Source organism: Streptomyces sp. CNP082 (assembly GCF_059570535.1).
In genome coordinates, this window is the sequence record NZ_JCANSZ010000020.1 from 92,705 (window position 1) to 108,044 (window position 15,340).

Annotated in this window: 13 protein-coding genes; 8 read left to right on the forward strand and 5 right to left on the reverse strand. The window is 73.6% G+C overall.

The window, feature by feature from the left end; genetic code table 11:
• Positions 1-41 precede the first annotated feature (41 nt).
• A complete protein-coding gene (locus B124_RS18030; protein WP_496503885.1) occupies positions 42-2,627 on the forward strand; it encodes an ABC transporter permease in 2,586 nt (861 codons plus the stop codon).
• Between the two features lie 159 nt (positions 2,628-2,786).
• On the opposite strand, the gene B124_RS18035 is transcribed toward B124_RS18030, so the two are convergent.
• Positions 2,787-3,017 carry a DUF4287 domain-containing protein gene (locus B124_RS18035; protein ID WP_047016108.1) on the reverse strand — a complete coding sequence of 77 codons (231 nt, stop codon included), beginning with the start codon at positions 3,015-3,017 and terminating at the stop codon, positions 2,787-2,789.
• A gap of 152 nt (positions 3,018-3,169) precedes the next feature.
• Here B124_RS18035 and B124_RS18040 point away from each other — a divergent pair, with 152 nt between their 5' ends.
• Positions 3,170-3,478: a hypothetical protein gene (locus B124_RS18040; protein WP_496503886.1), complete on the forward strand. Its 309-nt coding sequence runs from the start codon at positions 3,170-3,172 to the stop codon at positions 3,476-3,478.
• A 54-nt stretch (positions 3,479-3,532) separates the two neighbouring features.
• Here B124_RS18040 and B124_RS18045 read toward each other — a convergent pair whose 3' ends face one another.
• Complete coding sequence (locus B124_RS18045) at positions 3,533-4,528, reverse strand: hypothetical protein (RefSeq protein WP_496503887.1); 996 nt, start codon at positions 4,526-4,528, stop codon at positions 3,533-3,535.
• 207 nt (positions 4,529-4,735) lie between these two features.
• Positions 4,736-5,968 carry an acetyl-CoA C-acetyltransferase gene (locus B124_RS18050; RefSeq protein ID WP_496503888.1) on the reverse strand — a complete coding sequence of 411 codons (1,233 nt, stop codon included), beginning with the start codon at positions 5,966-5,968 and terminating at the stop codon, positions 4,736-4,738.
• Positions 5,969-6,205: 237 nt separating this feature from the next.
• On the opposite strand from B124_RS18050, the gene B124_RS18055 reads away from it, so the two are divergent.
• The gene (locus tag B124_RS18055; RefSeq protein WP_496503889.1) at positions 6,206-7,108 is read left to right on the forward strand and encodes a Bax inhibitor-1/YccA family protein; all 903 of its coding nucleotides are present in this window, start codon (positions 6,206-6,208) and stop codon (positions 7,106-7,108) included.
• 74 nt (positions 7,109-7,182) lie between these two features.
• Positions 7,183-7,836 carry a pyridoxine/pyridoxamine 5'-phosphate oxidase gene (locus B124_RS18060; protein ID WP_496503890.1) on the forward strand — a complete coding sequence of 218 codons (654 nt, stop codon included), beginning with the start codon at positions 7,183-7,185 and terminating at the stop codon, positions 7,834-7,836.
• 87 nt (positions 7,837-7,923) lie between these two features.
• Here the strand turns inward: B124_RS18060 and B124_RS18065 are convergent, their stop codons facing one another.
• Both B124_RS18065 and B124_RS18070 read right to left on the reverse strand, forming a co-directional pair.
• Positions 7,924-8,064 carry an Arc family DNA-binding protein gene (locus B124_RS18065; protein ID WP_496503891.1) on the reverse strand — a complete coding sequence of 47 codons (141 nt, stop codon included), beginning with the start codon at positions 8,062-8,064 and terminating at the stop codon, positions 7,924-7,926.
• A gap of 94 nt (positions 8,065-8,158) precedes the next feature.
• Positions 8,159-9,535 (reverse strand): type III PLP-dependent enzyme domain-containing protein, encoded by a 1,377-nt coding sequence (locus B124_RS18070; protein ID WP_496503892.1) that lies wholly within the window; start codon positions 9,533-9,535, stop codon positions 8,159-8,161.
• 150 nt (positions 9,536-9,685) lie between these two features.
• On the opposite strand from B124_RS18070, the gene hutU reads away from it, so the two are divergent.
• Genes hutU through hutI form a run of 4 tightly spaced genes read left to right on the forward strand, consistent with a single transcriptional unit; the run spans position 9,686 to position 15,241 of the window.
• Positions 9,686-11,371 (forward strand): urocanate hydratase, encoded by a 1,686-nt coding sequence (gene hutU, locus B124_RS18075; protein WP_496503893.1) that lies wholly within the window; start codon positions 9,686-9,688, stop codon positions 11,369-11,371.
• Entirely contained in the window at positions 11,368-12,639 is a 1,272-nt protein-coding gene (locus tag B124_RS18080; RefSeq protein ID WP_496503894.1) for an allantoate amidohydrolase, read from the forward strand. The genes hutU and B124_RS18080 overlap by 4 nt, the downstream gene beginning before the upstream one ends.
• The gene (locus B124_RS18085; protein ID WP_496503895.1) at positions 12,636-13,997 is read left to right on the forward strand and encodes a formimidoylglutamate deiminase; all 1,362 of its coding nucleotides are present in this window, start codon (positions 12,636-12,638) and stop codon (positions 13,995-13,997) included. The genes B124_RS18080 and B124_RS18085 overlap by 4 nt, the downstream gene beginning before the upstream one ends.
• A gap of 41 nt (positions 13,998-14,038) precedes the next feature.
• Positions 14,039-15,241 (forward strand): imidazolonepropionase, encoded by a 1,203-nt coding sequence (gene hutI, locus B124_RS18090; RefSeq protein WP_496503896.1) that lies wholly within the window; start codon positions 14,039-14,041, stop codon positions 15,239-15,241.
• Positions 15,242-15,340 lie beyond the last annotated feature (99 nt).

Genomic DNA, 15,340 nt, shown 5'->3' on the forward strand with positions numbered 1-15,340 from the left:
CGCCCGCTACCGGCTTCCCACCCCAACAGGACTGACCCCATATGCTTCGCACCGCCTTGCGCAACGTTTTCGCGCACAAGGCCCGGTTGCTGATGACCGTGCTCGCCGTCATGCTCGGCGTGGCCTTCGTCTCCGGCACCCTGGTCTTCACCTCCACCATCTCCGACGCCTACACCAAGAGCTCGGAGCAGGGTTTCGACCACCTCGACGTACGCATCCAGCCCGACGACGACGCCGACGAGGGCCGCCCCGGCGCCTCGCCCCCGCTCACCCAGGACCTGCTGGACAAGGCCGCCGCCCTGCCCGGCGTGAAGTCCGCCACGGGCAACGTCGCAGGTTTCGCCGCGCTCGCCGACAAGGACGGCGACCTCGTCGGCGGCGGCTGGTCCACCAGGGGTGCCAACTACTACCCCGGCGGGGAGAACGGCACCGGCGGCACCGGCGGCAAGGCAGCCGACCCCCGCTACCCGATGCGCGACGGCCGCGGACCCGAGAACGCCGGCGAGATCGCCATCGACGCCAAGACCGCCGAGCGCACCGGCTACGAAGTCGGCGACACCCCGCGGATGTCGGTCGACGGCCCCGTGCTCGAACCGGTGATCACCGGCATCTTCACCACCGACGACGGCAACGTCGCCGCCGGCGGCAGCCTCGTCCTCTTCGACACGAAGACCGCGCAGGACCTCTACACCGAGCCCGGCGAGTACACCGAGATCGACCTCGCCGCCGCCCCCGGCACCTCCGAGAAGCAACTGCGGGCCGAGGCGCAGCAGATCCTGCCCGCCGAGGCCGAGGCCGAGGCGCTCACCGCCACCAAGCTCGCCGACGACGAGGCCCGGGAGATCAAGCAGGGCATGGACGGGCTGCGTACCGGCATGCTCGCCTTCGCCGGCATCGCGCTCTTCGTCGGCATCTTCCTGATCGCCAACACCTTCACCATGCTCATCGCCCAGCGCACCAGGGAACTGGCGCTGCTGAGGGCCGTCGGCGCCAGCCGCCGCCAGGTCACGCGCTCGGTGCTCTTCGAGGCCACCGCCGTCGGCACGGTCGCGGCCCTCGCCGGCCTCGCCGCGGGCGCCGGCATCGGCGCCGGGCTGCGCTCCCTGATGGGCGCCAGCGGCCAGACCGTGCCCGACGGGCCGCTGATCGTCTCGCCCTCGACGGTGGTCATCTCGCTCGCCGTCGGCGTCGTCGTCACCGTGCTCGCCGCCTGGCTGCCCGCCCGCCGGGCCGCGAAGATCCCGCCGGTCGCCGCGATGAGCAGCCTGCACGCCCAGGCGTCCGTCCGCAGCCTCGTCGTACGCAACGTCATCGGCGCGGTCATCGCCGGCATCGGCGCCCTCATGGTCGTCGCCGGCACCACCGCCGACGACGGCAAGGCGCTCATGGGCGGCGGCGCCGCGGTGCTGCTGATCGGCGTCTTCGTCCTCACGCCGCTGCTGTCCCGGCCGCTGATCGGGCTCGCCGCGCCGGTGCTGCGGATATTCGGGGTCTCCGGCAAGCTCGCCCGCCAGAACGCGGTACGCAACCCGCGGCGCACCGCCGCCACCGCCTCCGCGCTGATGGTCGGGCTCACCCTCATCACGGGGCTGACGGTGATCGGCGGCGGCCTCGCCAACGCCATCGACAAGATGGCCACCGACGCCATGAAGGCCGACTACTCGGTCTCCATGTCGAACTTCACCCCGCTCAGCCCGGAGGTGGAGGAGAAGCTCTCCGGCCTCGACGAGGTCACCGCCTCCTCCCCGCTGCGCAACGTGCCCGTGGACATCGGAGGCGACGAGGAGAACCTCACGGCCGTCAAGGGCGAGAGCGTCGGGCAGTTGGTGGACCTGGACTTCGAGCAGAGCTCGTTCGACGTCCTCGCCGAGGGCGCCCCGGCCGGCGGCGCCGCCGCCAAGGTGATCGTCGACGACGACACGGCAGAGGACGAGGGCTGGCAGACGGGCGACACCATCGCGGTGACGTACCAGGACGGCGCCAAGGGCGCGCTGGCCGTCTCCGGGATCTACCACGGCAACGAGATGATCAACGGCATCATCCTCGACACCTCGGTCGTCGACTCGCACGTGGACAAGATCACCGACTTCGAGGTCTGGCTGAAGGTCCGGGGCGGCGAGAGCGACGCGACGAAGGACAAGCTGGAGGCGGCACTCGGCGACAGCCCGGCCATCGAGGTGAGGAACGAGGAGGACGTCTCCGAGGCCATCGCCGGGTTCATCAGCATGATGCTGAACGTCCTCTACGCCATGCTCGGCATGGCCGTCCTGGTCGCGGTCCTCGGCGTGATCAACACGCTGGCCATGTCGGTCTTCGAGCGCTCGCAGGAGATCGGCATGCTGCGGGCCATCGGCCTGGACCGGCGCGCGGTCAAGCGGATGGTGCGGCTGGAGTCGCTGGTGATCTCGCTCTTCGGCGGGGTGCTCGGCATCGGCCTCGGGGTCTTCTTCGGCTGGGCGGCCGGTGAGCTGATCGCCAGCTCGCTCGACACGTACTCGCTGGTGCTGCCGTGGGAGCGGATGGCCTGGTTCCTCGCGGGCGCGGCGCTGGTGGGCATGCTGGCGGCGCTGTGGCCGGCGCGGCGCGCGTCGCGGCTGAACATGCTCGCGGCCATCAAGAGCGAGTAGGCGCGTACGGGGAACGTACGGGGGAACGGGGTGACGGGCGGCCGTGCCCGTCGGAAGGGCCCGCGGAGGCAGGCGGTTTTCAGGAATCAGCCTCCCGCGGGCCCTTCATTCGCCGTGTCGTGGTGCTCAGTGCTGTGCCAGGGGTGTGCTCGTCCCCTCCTAGAGCAGTTTGCGCGCGGCCCGCCTCAGGTCGTACTCGTGGATGATCGCTTTGGCGTGGCCGTACGCCAGGTTGTGCTCGCCACGGAGCCAGCTCACTTTCTCCTCGAAACGGAGGAGGCAGGGACCGTCTTCGACGGTCTGCAGCCAGTCGGAGACTTCACGGCCGGTGCAGTGGGGGATACGGGAGAGCAGGTTCCGGTGGGTTTCTGCGGAGAAGACTTGGGACATCGGCGCCTCCGGTATGCAGTCCTTCTCAGCACCGTGCCTGAGGGGGCGCCGCTTGACAACCATCTGGAGGGGGACGGCTCGAACCTCCGATGCCTACCGGCGGGTTAGGGCTGATCCAGCAAGATCCAAACGACAGGCCCTAGGCTCGGCTCGTGCTCGACGTGCTCGATTTCGTGACCGCCGTTGACCGGATCGCCGACCGTCTGCGGTCGCTGCCGCAGAGCCGGCTGCGCGCCGGCGCAGCCGCCACGGGGCTCGCGCTGGCGCGCGAGCTGTCCGCGCGGGCGCAGCGGCTGGAGGCGCCGGGGCGGGTGCCGTACGAGATGCCGGCGGCGGGGGAGTTCGCGGTGGGGGACCAGGTGGCCGTCGCGGGGCGGGATCTGGCGGAGGCGCTGCGGGCGGCGGAGGATGCGGAGGGGCTCGCGGAGGCGCTGGCGGTGGTACGGGACGTACGCCTGTGAGCGCACCGCCGCCGGGCGTCCGGCGGTCCTCCCGTACGGTCCGGACCGTACGCCTCAGAGGGAGGCGATGACGCGGTCCGCGAGGATGTACACGCTCTCGCCGGCGCAGTCGAAGGTCAGCGCGAACGCCCCGCTGATCGCGGAACCGCCCAGCAGCACCGGCGCCGCGCCGCCGTCCAGCGCGTCGGCGAGCCGTTCCGCGGTGTCGCGGTGGCCGGGGGAGAGGCAGAGCGTGGTGCCGTCGGCGAAGACGTAGACGTCGAGCGTGCCGAGCGGGCCGAGGCGCACGTCGGTCAGCGGCGTACGGCCCGCGGCCAGGTCCTCCAGCCGGTTCACGGTGCGCTCGTGGTCGGCGACGGCCGGCTGCGGGCGGAAGTCCGGGTGCGAGGGGTGGCGCCGGCGGGCGGCGGCCAGTTCGGCGGACTCGCCCTCGGCGGGCGGCGCGTCCGCGGCGGCGGCCATGTCGTCCGGCTCGGCGGGCTCCCTGCGCTCCGGCCGGTCCGCGCGGTCTGCGCGGTCTGCGCGGTCCGTACGGTCGATGCGGTCCATGCTGTCCAGCCGGTCGATCGGGTCGAGCAGCGGCTCGAAGCCGGGGAACTCGGTGAAACCGGCCTGGCGCGGTATGAACACCTCGCCGCCGAAGTCGACGGGGTCGCCGGGGAAGGGGGTCGCGTCGATGCTGTCGCGCGCCTCCTGCTCGGCCCAGAACGCCCGGGCCTCGGCGAGTTCGCGCTCCCGCTCGTCAGCGAGGGCCTGGGCGACGGCGATACGTATCTCCGCGGCCGGTACGGGCCGGGCGGCCGGCACCGCGCCGTCGTCCGCGGTGTCGTCCGGAGTGGGCCGCCCGCCGTCGGCGTCCGCCTGCGCCGCCGTCTCAGGGGCGGCCTGCGCCCGCTCCCCGGCGCCCTGCGCCGCGGCCTGCTGCGCGGTCAGCTCGGCGCGGAGCACGACGACCTCGCGGCGCAGCCCGCTCACCGCGTGCAGCACGGCGGCGCCGAGCAGCGCGGCGGGGGTGGCGGCCAGCAGGACGGCGAAGGTGGTGGCGCTCACTGTCGGACTCCCGATTGCTGTAGGACCCCCATGTTCTACCTCAGCCTGCCGGAGGGCAGAACCCCTCCCCTAGCGGAAAATGGCATGAATAGGGCGGGTCTTTGGTCCCACCGCCGGGTGACGGTGCCGCGGGACGCCCCGCAACCGCCGTCACCAACCGCCGTCACCAACCGCCGTCACCAACCGCCGTCACCCGGCCGGTCCGTGTCAGCTCAGCCGCTCCAGCACCATCGCCATCCCCTGGCCGCCGCCGACGCACATCGTCTCCAGCCCGAACTGCTTGTCGTGCCACTGCAGGGAGTTGATGAGCGTCGTGGTGATCCGCGCGCCCGTCATGCCGAAGGGGTGGCCGACGGCGATGGCGCCGCCGTTGACGTTCAGCCGGTCCGGGTCGATGCCCAGGTCCCGGTACGAGGGGATGACCTGCGCGGCGAACGCCTCGTTGATCTCCACGAGGTCGATGTCGCCGATCGCCATCCCGGCCCGCGCCAGGGCCTGCTTGCTCGCCTCCACCGGGCCCAGGCCCATGATCTCCGGCGACAGGGCCGACAGACCGGTCGAGACGATCCGCGCCAGCGGCGTGAGGCCCAGCTCCCGCGCCTTGGTGTCGGACATCACGACGAGAGCCGCGGCGCCGTCGTTCAGCGGGCAGCAGTTGCCCGCGGTGACCAGCCCGTCGGGGCGGAAGACGGGCTTCAGCCCGGCGACGCCCGCCAGGGTCACGCCGGGCCGGGGGCCGTCGTCCTTGGCGACGACCGTGCCGTCCGGGGTGGTGACGGGCGTGATCTCGCGCTCCCAGAAGCCCTCGGCGATGGCCTTCTCCGCGAGGTTCTGCGACCGCACGCCGAACTCGTCCATGTCCTGGCGCGTGACGCCCTTGGCCCGCGCCAGGTTCTCGGCGGTCTGCCCCATGGCGATGTACACGTCCGGCACGAGGCCGTCTTCGCGGGGGTCGTGCCAGCTCCCTCCGTCGAAGGCCGAGCCCTTCTCCTGGCGTTCTGCGGTACGGGCCTCGGCCTCGGCGAAGAGCGGGTTGTGGGTGCCGGGCATGCCGTCGGAGGAGCCGCCCGCGAACCGCGAGACCGTCTCCACGCCGGCCGAGATGAAGACGTCGCCCTCGCCGGCCTTGATGGCGTGGAACGCCATCCGCGTGGTCTGCAGCGAGGAGGAGCAGTAGCGGGTGATGGTGCAGCCGGGGAGGTGGTCCATGCCGAGCTGTACGGCGACCACGCGGCCCAGGTTGTGCCCCTGCTCGCCGCCGGGCAGGCCGCAGCCGAGCATGAGGTCGTCGATGTCCTCGGGGTCCAGGCCCGGCACCTTGTCGAGGGCCGCCTGGACGATGCCCGTGGCCAGGTCGTCGGGGCGGACGTCCTTGAGCGACCCCTTCCCGGCCCGGCCGATGGGGGAGCGGGCGGCAGAGACGATCACGGCTTCGGGCATCGGGGCTCCCAGGGGACGTGGAGTGGCAGGGTCCTGGGCTGAAATTACCTGTACGTAGTGAAGGGGTCACGGTTCTCGGACTGTGACGCGGACCTCAGTTTCTGAGCGCTTGCTTACCTGCCGCCGGGAAAGACTTGGGAAAGCCTCGCGAAAGATCCTCCTGAGGTCTGGCGCGATGTCTTTGCCTACCTATTACTCTTGTCTCAAGGCCGCGCAGTGCGGCCATGGAGGAGTGAGATGAGGAGCAGCAACCCGGTCTTCACGCGACGGGGGTTCAGCCGCGAGGGCGGTTCGGCAGGCTTCAACGCGCCGTCGCAGGCCGGGGGCCCCGCTGTCGCTCAGGGCAACAACCCGTACGCCCAGCCCGGCACCAACCCGTATGCGCAGCAGCCGGGTGGCGCCCCCACTAACCCGTACGCCCGGCCCGCGGACCAGCAGCAGGGCGAATGGGCGCCGTATGCGGCGCCCGCCGGCGGCCGGATGACCATGGACGACGTCGTGTCCCGTACGGGCATGACGCTCGGCCTGGTGATCCTCGCCGCCGCCGCCTCCTGGATCGCCTTCGACGGCGAGAAGTCGCTCGGCCTCGGCCTGGTCGCCGCGCTCGGCGCCTTCGTGCTGGCGATGGTCCAGGCGTTCAAGCGCCGGCCCGTCCCCGCGCTGATCCTGTCGTACGCGGTCCTCGAGGGCGTCTTCCTCGGCATCGTCAGCGAGTACTTCAACACCTACGTCGACGGCGCGGTCATGCAGGCCGTGCTCGGCACGATGGCGGTGTTCTTCGGTGTGCTCGTGGCGTACAAACTGCGGATCATCCGGGTCACGGCCCGGTTCCAGCGGTTCGTCGTCGGCGCGGCCATCGGCTTCGTGCTGCTGATGGCGGTCAACCTGTTCGCCGCGCTCATCGGCGGCGGTGACGGCCTGGGTCTGCGCAGCGGGGGCCTCGGCATCCTGTTCGGCGTCATCGGCGTCGTGCTCGGCGCGTGCTTCCTGGCCATGGACTTCAAGCAGGTCGAGGACGGCATCGCCTACGGCGCCCCGAAGAACGAGGCGTGGCTCGCCGCCTTCGGGCTGACCCTGACCCTGGTCTGGATCTACCTGGAGATGCTGCGCCTGGTCGCCATCCTGCAGGGCAGCGACTGACACGAGTGAGCGGGTGGCCCGGCCGGCGGACGGACGTCCTCCGGCCGGGCCATCGGCATGAAAGGGGAGGGCACATGAGCGACCTGAGGCGGCTGCTGCGCGGAATCGAGGTCTTCGAGGGCGACTTGCCGTCGTTCGACCCGCGGGACACTCCGGACGAGCCGGTCGCGCTCTTCACGAGCTGGCTGCTGGCGGCCGTACGGGCGGGGGTGCGGGAGCCGCACGCGATGACCCTGTCGACGGCGGACGCGGGCGGCGACCCGTCGGCGCGGGTGCTGATCCTCAAGGACGTCGGCCCCGACGGCTGGCAGTTCGCCTCGGACGCGGGCAGCGCGAAGGGCCGGGACCTGGCCAAGCGGCCGTACGCGGCGCTGACCTTCTACTGGCCGCCGCTGGCCCGCCAGGTGCGGGTACGGGGCCCGGTCGGCACCGCGGCCCCGGAGCTGGCCGCCGCCGACTTCCTCGCCCGCGGCGCCGGGGCCCGCGCGGAGGCGCTGCTCGGCCGCCAGTCCAGCCCGCTGGCGGACCCGGCGGAGCGGGACGCGGCGGTCCGCGAGTCGCTGGTCCGGGTGGAGTCGGACCCCGGTCTTGTGGCCCCTGGCTGGACGCTGTACGCGGTGCGGCCGGAGACGGTCGAGTTCTGGCAGGGCGACAAGGCGCGCCGGCACACCCGGCTCGTCTACGAGTCCGGGCCGCCCGGTTGGACGAAGCGCATGCTGTGGCCGTGAGCGGTTACAGGGTTCCTCCGACGCCCCGGACTTCGTGCCGAGGGGATCCGGGCTTCTGCGGGCAGGGCAGGGAGAGCCGAATCGGCGTCAGCGCGATTCGCCGTCCGCTGCGGCAGTGGTGCGCTGGGTCTCCAGGCGATAGACGATCTCGGAGTTGAGGGACCTCCGGGCGGACTTGGCCTGAGCGGCCAGCCACACGTGGAGGTCGGGTGCGTTGGGGGTCTGCATGCCCCTGCCAATTCCCGCTCGACGCCCGCGTCAAGCGGGACCGCCTCGATACGGCATGTGCCCGCCGGGTGGTCGCGCCCGTACGGGCCGGGGGTCAGGCCAGGGTGGTCAGGGACGTGCCGTGGGCGCCGCCGGATTCGGCGACGATCTCCGCCAGGGTCTGGGCCGTTCTGACCGTGGCGAAGCGGACCGTGCCCGTGCCGGTCGTGCTGTCCGCCGTGAAGCCGTGGACGGCGGGGCGGGGGAGGCTGTTGTAGGAGAAGGGGTTGGAGAAGTAGTACGCGCCCGTGTCCAGGAGGGCCACGTGGTCGCCCGCCGCCAGCGGGGGGAGTTCGCGGGCGCGGGCCACCAGGTCGCCGGCGAAGCAGCACGGGCCCGCCACGTCCTGGACGACCGGCGGGCCCGACTTGGGGTGTCCCTCGGCGTCGTACGCGGCCACGCGCAGGGGCCAGGAGTCCGGGACGAAGACGGTGCGCACGGCCACCTGGACGCCCGCGTGGGTCACCGCGATGGGCCGGCCGCCCGCGGACTTGGCGTACTCCACCCGCGCCAGCACCAGGCCGTTCTTCGCCAGCAGCGACCGGCCGAACTCCGTGATCAGCCCGTAGCGGCCGTCGAAGAGCCCCGGGACCCCGTCGCGCAGCACCCGCGCGTAGTCGCGGAACGTCGGCGCGACCTCGTCGGAGCCGAAGTTGACCGGCAGCCCGCCGCCGATGTCCAGCGTGGTGACCTGCCGGCGGCCGGCGGCGGCGTTGATCTCCTCCGCCAGTTCGTACGCCGCGCGCACCCCCGCGGCCATCAGCGGCAGCGGCACCCCCTGCGAGCCCGTGTGGGTGTGCAGGGCGGTCAGCCACGGGCGGTCGAGGTAGGCGCGGACGAGCCAGTCGCGGGCGCCCTCGTCCTGGAGCGTCACGCCGAACTTCGACGTGGCCGTCGCCGTGCTCATCGCGCCGATGCTGCCGCCGCCGACCTGCGGGTTGATCCGTACGCCGATCGTCGAGCGGGTCGGCGCCGAGCGGACCAGGCCGTCGATGCGGGCCAGCTCCTCGGGGTTGTCGGCGTTGACCGCGATGCCCAGGGCCAGCGCGCCGCGCAGCTCCGCGGCGGTCTTGGCGGGGGAGTCGAGCACGGTGCGCTCCGGAGGGACGTCCGCGGCGCGGGCCAGCTCCAGCTCTCCGGGGCTGGCCACCTCGGCGCCCAGGCCCTCGTCGGCGAGCAGCCGCAGCACCGGCACCAGGGCGGCGGCCTTGACCGCGAAGGAGTGCAGCACCGGCGTCCCCGGCGTGACCACCTCGTCGAACGCGGCCCGCAGCGCACCCGCCGACTCCCGGATGCCCGCGACGTCCAGCAGGCCCGCGACCGGCTCGGCCTCGGACACCAGCCCCTCGGCCAGCGCCGCGCGCACCGCCAGGTCGCGGCGGGCGGCGAGCGGGAGGTTCTGCGGTGCGGGCACGGACTCGTCGTAAGACACGACCGCAGTCAATCATCTGTCCGCAAATACTGTCGTACGGCGTCCAACTGTCGGACGCGAGGCGGCCTTGACTAGCCTAATTCAGCGGCGTCAGGATGTGTTTTGATTCATTCAGCGCCGTCATTCAGCACGGCGAGTCTGGAGGCAGGCATGGCAGGACCCCGGCCCGTGCGGGCCCCGCGCGGCACCCGGCCCAGCGCCCGCGGGTGGCAGCAGGAAGCCGCCCTGCGGATGCTGCAGAACAACCTCGACCCCGAGGTCGCCGAGCACCCCGACAAGCTCGTCGTCTACGGCGGCACCGGCAAGGCCGCCCGCGACTGGGACTCCTTCGACGCCATGGTGCGTACGCTCACGACCCTCGGCCCGGACGAGACGATGCTCGTCCAGTCCGGCCGCCCCGTCGGCGTCATGCAGACCCACGAGTGGGCTCCCCGCGTCCTCATCGCCAACAGCAACCTCGTCGGCGACTGGGCCACCTGGGAGGAGTTCCGCCGGCTGGAGGCGCTGGGCCTGACCATGTACGGCCAGATGACGGCCGGTTCGTGGATCTACATCGGCACGCAGGGCATCCTCCAGGGCACGTACGAGACCTTCGCCGCCGTCGCCGCCAAACTCAGTCGTGAAAACAAGCACAGCGGCGGCACCCTCGCCGGGACGATCACCCTCACCGCGGGACTCGGCGGCATGGGCGGCGCCCAGCCGCTCGCCGTCACCATGAACGGCGGCGTCGCCCTGTGCATCGAGTGCGACCCCTCCCGCATCGAGCGCCGCCTGGCGCACGGCTACCTCGACGCCAAGGCCGACAGCCTCGACGACGCCCTGCGCCTGGCCACCGAGGCCCGCGACGCCCGCCGCCCGCTGTCCGTCGGCGTCCTCGGCAACGCCGCCGAGCTGGTGCCGCAACTGCTCGCGGAGGGCGCGCCCATCGACATCGTCACCGACCAGACCTCCGCCCACGACCCGCTCGCGTACCTCCCCCTCGGCGTCGAGTTCGCCGACATGGCCGCGTACGCCGCCGAGAAGCCCGCCGACTTCACCGCCCGCGCCCGCGAGTCGATGGCCCGGCACGTCGAGGCCATGGTCGGCTTCCAGGACGCCGGCGCCGAGGTCTTCGACTACGGCAACTCCATCCGAGGCGAGGCCAGGCTCGCCGGCTACGCCCGCGCCTTCGACTTCCCCGGCTTCGTCCCCGCCTACATCCGCCCCCTGTTCTGCGAGGGCAAGGGCCCCTTCCGCTGGGCCGCCCTGTCCGGCGACCCGAAGGACATCGCCGCCACCGACCGCGCCATCCTCGACCTCTTCCCCGAGAACGAGTCGCTGGCCCGCTGGATCCGGCTGGCCGGCGAGCGTGTCCGCTTCCAGGGCCTGCCCGCCCGCATCTGCTGGCTCGGCTACGGCGAGCGCGACCGGGCCGGCGAGCGGTTCAACGACATGGTCGCCGGCGGCGAGCTGGCCGCGCCGCTGGTCATCGGCCGCGACCACCTCGACTGCGGCTCGGTGGCGTCCCCGTACCGCGAGACCGAGGGCATGCGCGACGGCTCCGACGCGATCGCGGACTGGCCGCTGCTCAACGCCATGGTCAACGTCGCCTCCGGCGCCTCCTGGGTCTCCCTCCACCACGGCGGCGGCGTCGGCATGGGCCGCTCGCTCCACGCCGGCCAGGTCACCGTCGCCGACGGCACGGCGCTGGCGGGCGAGAAGATCCGCCGGGTGCTGACCAACGACCCGGGCATGGGCGTCATCCGGCACGTGGACGCGGGCTACGAGCGGGCCGAGGAGATCGCCGCGGCGCGGGACGTGCGCGTACCGATGCGGGAAGGCGACCCCGCTTCGTGAGCCCGTCCTCGTTCCAGGAGATGTGGCGCGAGCTGCTGCCCCTCGGGCGGTACGCGCCCTCCGGCGGCTACCGCCGGTTCGCGTGGACGGCCGCCGACGCCGACTGCCGGGCCTGGTTCCACGCGCAGGCGGCGGCGCGCGGGCTCGCGTACGAGACCGACCGCAACGGCAACCAGTGGGCCTGGCTCGGCGACCCGGCCGCCGGCGGCGCCGTCGTCACCGGCTCCCACCTCGACTCCGTACCCGACGGCGGCGCCTTCGACGGCCCCCTCGGCGTCGTCTCCGCGTTCGCCGCCCTCGACGAGCTGCGCGCCCGCGGCACCCGCCCCGCCCGCCCCCTCGGCGTCGTCAACTTCGGCGACGAGGAGGGCGCCCGCTTCGGCCTGGCCTGCGTCGGCTCCCGGCTCACCGCCGGGCAACTGACCACCGCCGCCCACGAGCTGCGCGACGCCGACGGCGTCACCCTGCCGCAGGCGATGGAGCGCGCCGGACACGACCCCGCCGCCCTCGGCCCCGACCCCGAGCGGCTGGCGCGCATCGGCGCCTTCGTCGAGCTGCATGTCGAGCAGGGCGTGGCGCTCGCCGGCACGGACCACGCCGTGGGCGTGGCGTCGGCGATCTGGCCGCACGGCCGCTGGCGGTTCGACTTCCGCGGCGAGGCCAACCACGCGGGCACGACCCGCATGGAGGACCGCCACGACCCGATGCTGACCTACGCCCACACCGTGCTCTCCGCCCGCAAGAAGGCCGTGCAGGCGGGCGCCCGCGCCACCTTCGGCAAGGTCGCCGTCGAACCCAACGGCGTCAACGCCATCCCCGCGCTCGTGCGCGGCTGGCTCGACTCCCGCGCCGCCGACGAGGAGACCCTGCACACCCTCGTCGCCGCCGTCGAGCAGGCCGCCCGCGAGCGCGCGGGCCGCGACGGCACCGCGCTGGAGGTCACCCGCGAGTCGCTGACGCCCGTCGTCGACTTCGACCACGCCCTGCGCGACCGCCTCGCGACGCGTCTCGGCGGCGCGCCGCTGCTCCCCACGGGGGCGGGACACGACGCCGGGATCCTGTCCGGGACGGTGCCGGCGGCCATGCTGTACGTACGGAATCCGACGGGCGTCTCGCACGCGCCGGCCGAGTCGGCGGCCGAGGACGACTGCGCGGCGGGCGTACGGGCGCTGGCGGACGTGCTGGCTGACCTGGCCGGCGACGACGGCGACGGTGACGGCGGGGACGGCGACCGGGACACTGCGCTACGGGCGGAAGGGGCCGCGTGACGACGTACTGGGCGGAGCAGGCGTGGGTCGGCGGCGTCGTCGACTCCGGCGTCGTCCTGGAGCCGGCGGCGTCCGGCGGGCTGCTCGCCGCGGTACGGACCGGCGTCCCCGCGCCGCCGCCCGGCGCCACCGTGCTGCGCGGCCTCACCCTGCCCGGCCTCGCGAACGCCCACAGCCACGCCTTCCACCGCGCCCTGCGCGGCACCGTCCAGGTCGGCTCCGGCACGTTCTGGACCTGGCGCGAGGTGATGTACACCGTCGCCGACCGGCTCACCCCCGACACGTACTACGACCTCGCCCGCGCCGTCTACGCCGAGATGGCGCTCGCCGGGATCACCTGCGCCGGCGAATTCCACTACGTCCACCACGCGCCCGGCGGCGCCCGCTACGACGACCCCAACGCCATGGGCCGCGCGCTGATCGCCGCCGCCGCGGCAGCCGGGATCCGGCTGACCCTGCTCGACACCGCGTACCTGGCCGGGGGGTTCGGCGAGCCGCCGGGCCGGCAGCAGCTCCGCTTCAGCGACGGGGACGCGGAGGCGTGGGCGGAACGCGCCACCGCCCTTGGCCCCGCCGCCGCTTCTGCTTCTCCTGCCGACGAAACCACCCGCATCGGTGCCGCCGTGCACTCCGTGCGCGCCGTCCCCGCCGGCCAGTTGGCCACCGTCGCCCGCTGGGCCGCCGACCGCCGCGCCCCCCTCCACGTCCACCTCTCCGAGCAGCCCGCCGAGAACGAGGCGTGCGCCGCCGCCCACGGCGTCACCCCCGCCCGCCTCCTCGCCGACCACGGCGTCCTCGGCCCGCGCACCACCGCCGTGCACGCCACCCACCTGACCGACGGCGACCTCACCCTCCTCGGCGGCAGCGGCACCGGCGTGTGCATGTGCCCCACCACGGAACGGGACCTCGCGGACGGCATCGGCCCGGCCGCGGCCGTGGAGCGGGCGGGCAGCGTGCTGTCGCTGGGCAGCGACAGCCACGCCGTGATCGATCTCCTTCAGGAGGCGCGGGCGCTGGAGCTGAACGAGCGGCTGCGCACCCGCCGCCGCGGCCACTGGACCGCCCACCACCTGCTGCGCGCCGCCACCGAGGGCGGCTACGCCGCCCTCGGCTGGGGGGTGCAGGGCCGCCTGGAGCCGGGCGGGCTCGCGGACTTCACCACCGTGGCGCTGGACAGCGTGCGCACGGCGGGCGCGATGCCGCGGCTCGGCGCGGAGACGGCGGTGTTCGCGGCGACGGCGGCGGACGTGCGGCACACGGTGGTGGGGGGCCGGCACGTCGTACGGGACGGGGTGCACGCGCGCGTGGAGGACGTACCGGGGGCGCTGGCGGCGGCGATCGGGGCGCTGCGCGGCTGACCCGTACCCGATTCCGGATCCCATCGACCGAGGGCAGGAGCATGACCGCCGCAGCCATCACCAACATCGGCAGCCTCGTCACCAACGACCCGGCGCTCGGAGAAGGACCGCTCGGGCTGCTGGAGGACGCGGCCGTCGTCTTCGACGGCGACCGGGTCGCATGGGTCGGCGCGGCTGACGCGGCGCCGGCCGCGGACACGGCGTACGACGCGGCGGGCCGGGCGCTGCTCCCGGGCTTCGTCGACTCGCACTCCCACCTCGTCTTCGCCGGCGACCGCACCCGCGAGTTCGCCGCCCGGATGTCGGGACGTCCCTACACCGCGGGCGGCATCCGCACCACGGTCGCCGCCACCCGCGCCGCCACCGACGAGGAACTGGCCGCGAACCTCGCGCACTTCGTCCGGGAGACGCTCCGCCAGGGCACGACGACGCTGGAGACCAAGTCCGGCTACGGCCTGACGGTGGCGGACGAGGCGCGGGGGCTGCGGGTCGCGGCCCAGGAGGTCGAGGGGGTGGAGGAGGTCACGTACCTCGGCGCCCACGTCGTCCCGCCGGAGTACGGGGACGATCCGGGCGCGTACGTCGACCTGGTCACCGGCGAGATGCTGGACGCCTGCGCGCCGTACGCCCGCTGGATCGACGTCTTCTGCGAGCAGGGCGCGTTCGACGGCGACCAGGCGCGGGCGATCCTCGCCGCCGGCAAGGCGCGGGGCCTGACCCCGCGGGTGCACGCCAATCAACTGTCGTACGGGCCCGGGGTGCAGCTCGCCGTCGAGCTGGAGGCGGCCTCCGCGGACCACCTGACGCATCTGACCGACGCGGACCTGGCGGCGCTGGCGTCGGGGGTGACGGTGGCGACGTTCCTGCCGGGCTGCGAGTTCTCGACCCGGGCGGTCTACCCGGACGTGCGGCGGGTGCTGGACGCGGGCGCGACGGTGGCGCTGTCGACGGACTGCAACCCGGGCTCGTCGTTCACCAGCTCCATGCCGTTCTGCGTGGCGGTCGCGGTACGGGAGATGGGCATGACGCCGGACGAGGCGGTGTGGTCCGCGACGGCGGGCGGCGCGGCGGCGCTGCGCCGCACGGACGTGGGCCGCCTCACGCCCGGCGCGCGGGCGGACGCGGCGCTGCTGGACGCGCCGAGCCACGTGCACCTGGCGTACCGGCCGGGGGTGCCGCTGCTGGCTCAGGTGTGGCGGCGGGGGGAGCGGGTGCCGCGGGGGACGGGGCGGGTCGGCAACTGAGGAGCGACGCCGGGCGCGAGCGCGGCGGGCAGCAACTGAGGAGCGACGAGGGGCGCGAGCGCGCCGGTCGGCAACTGAGGAGAGACGACGCGCGCCCGC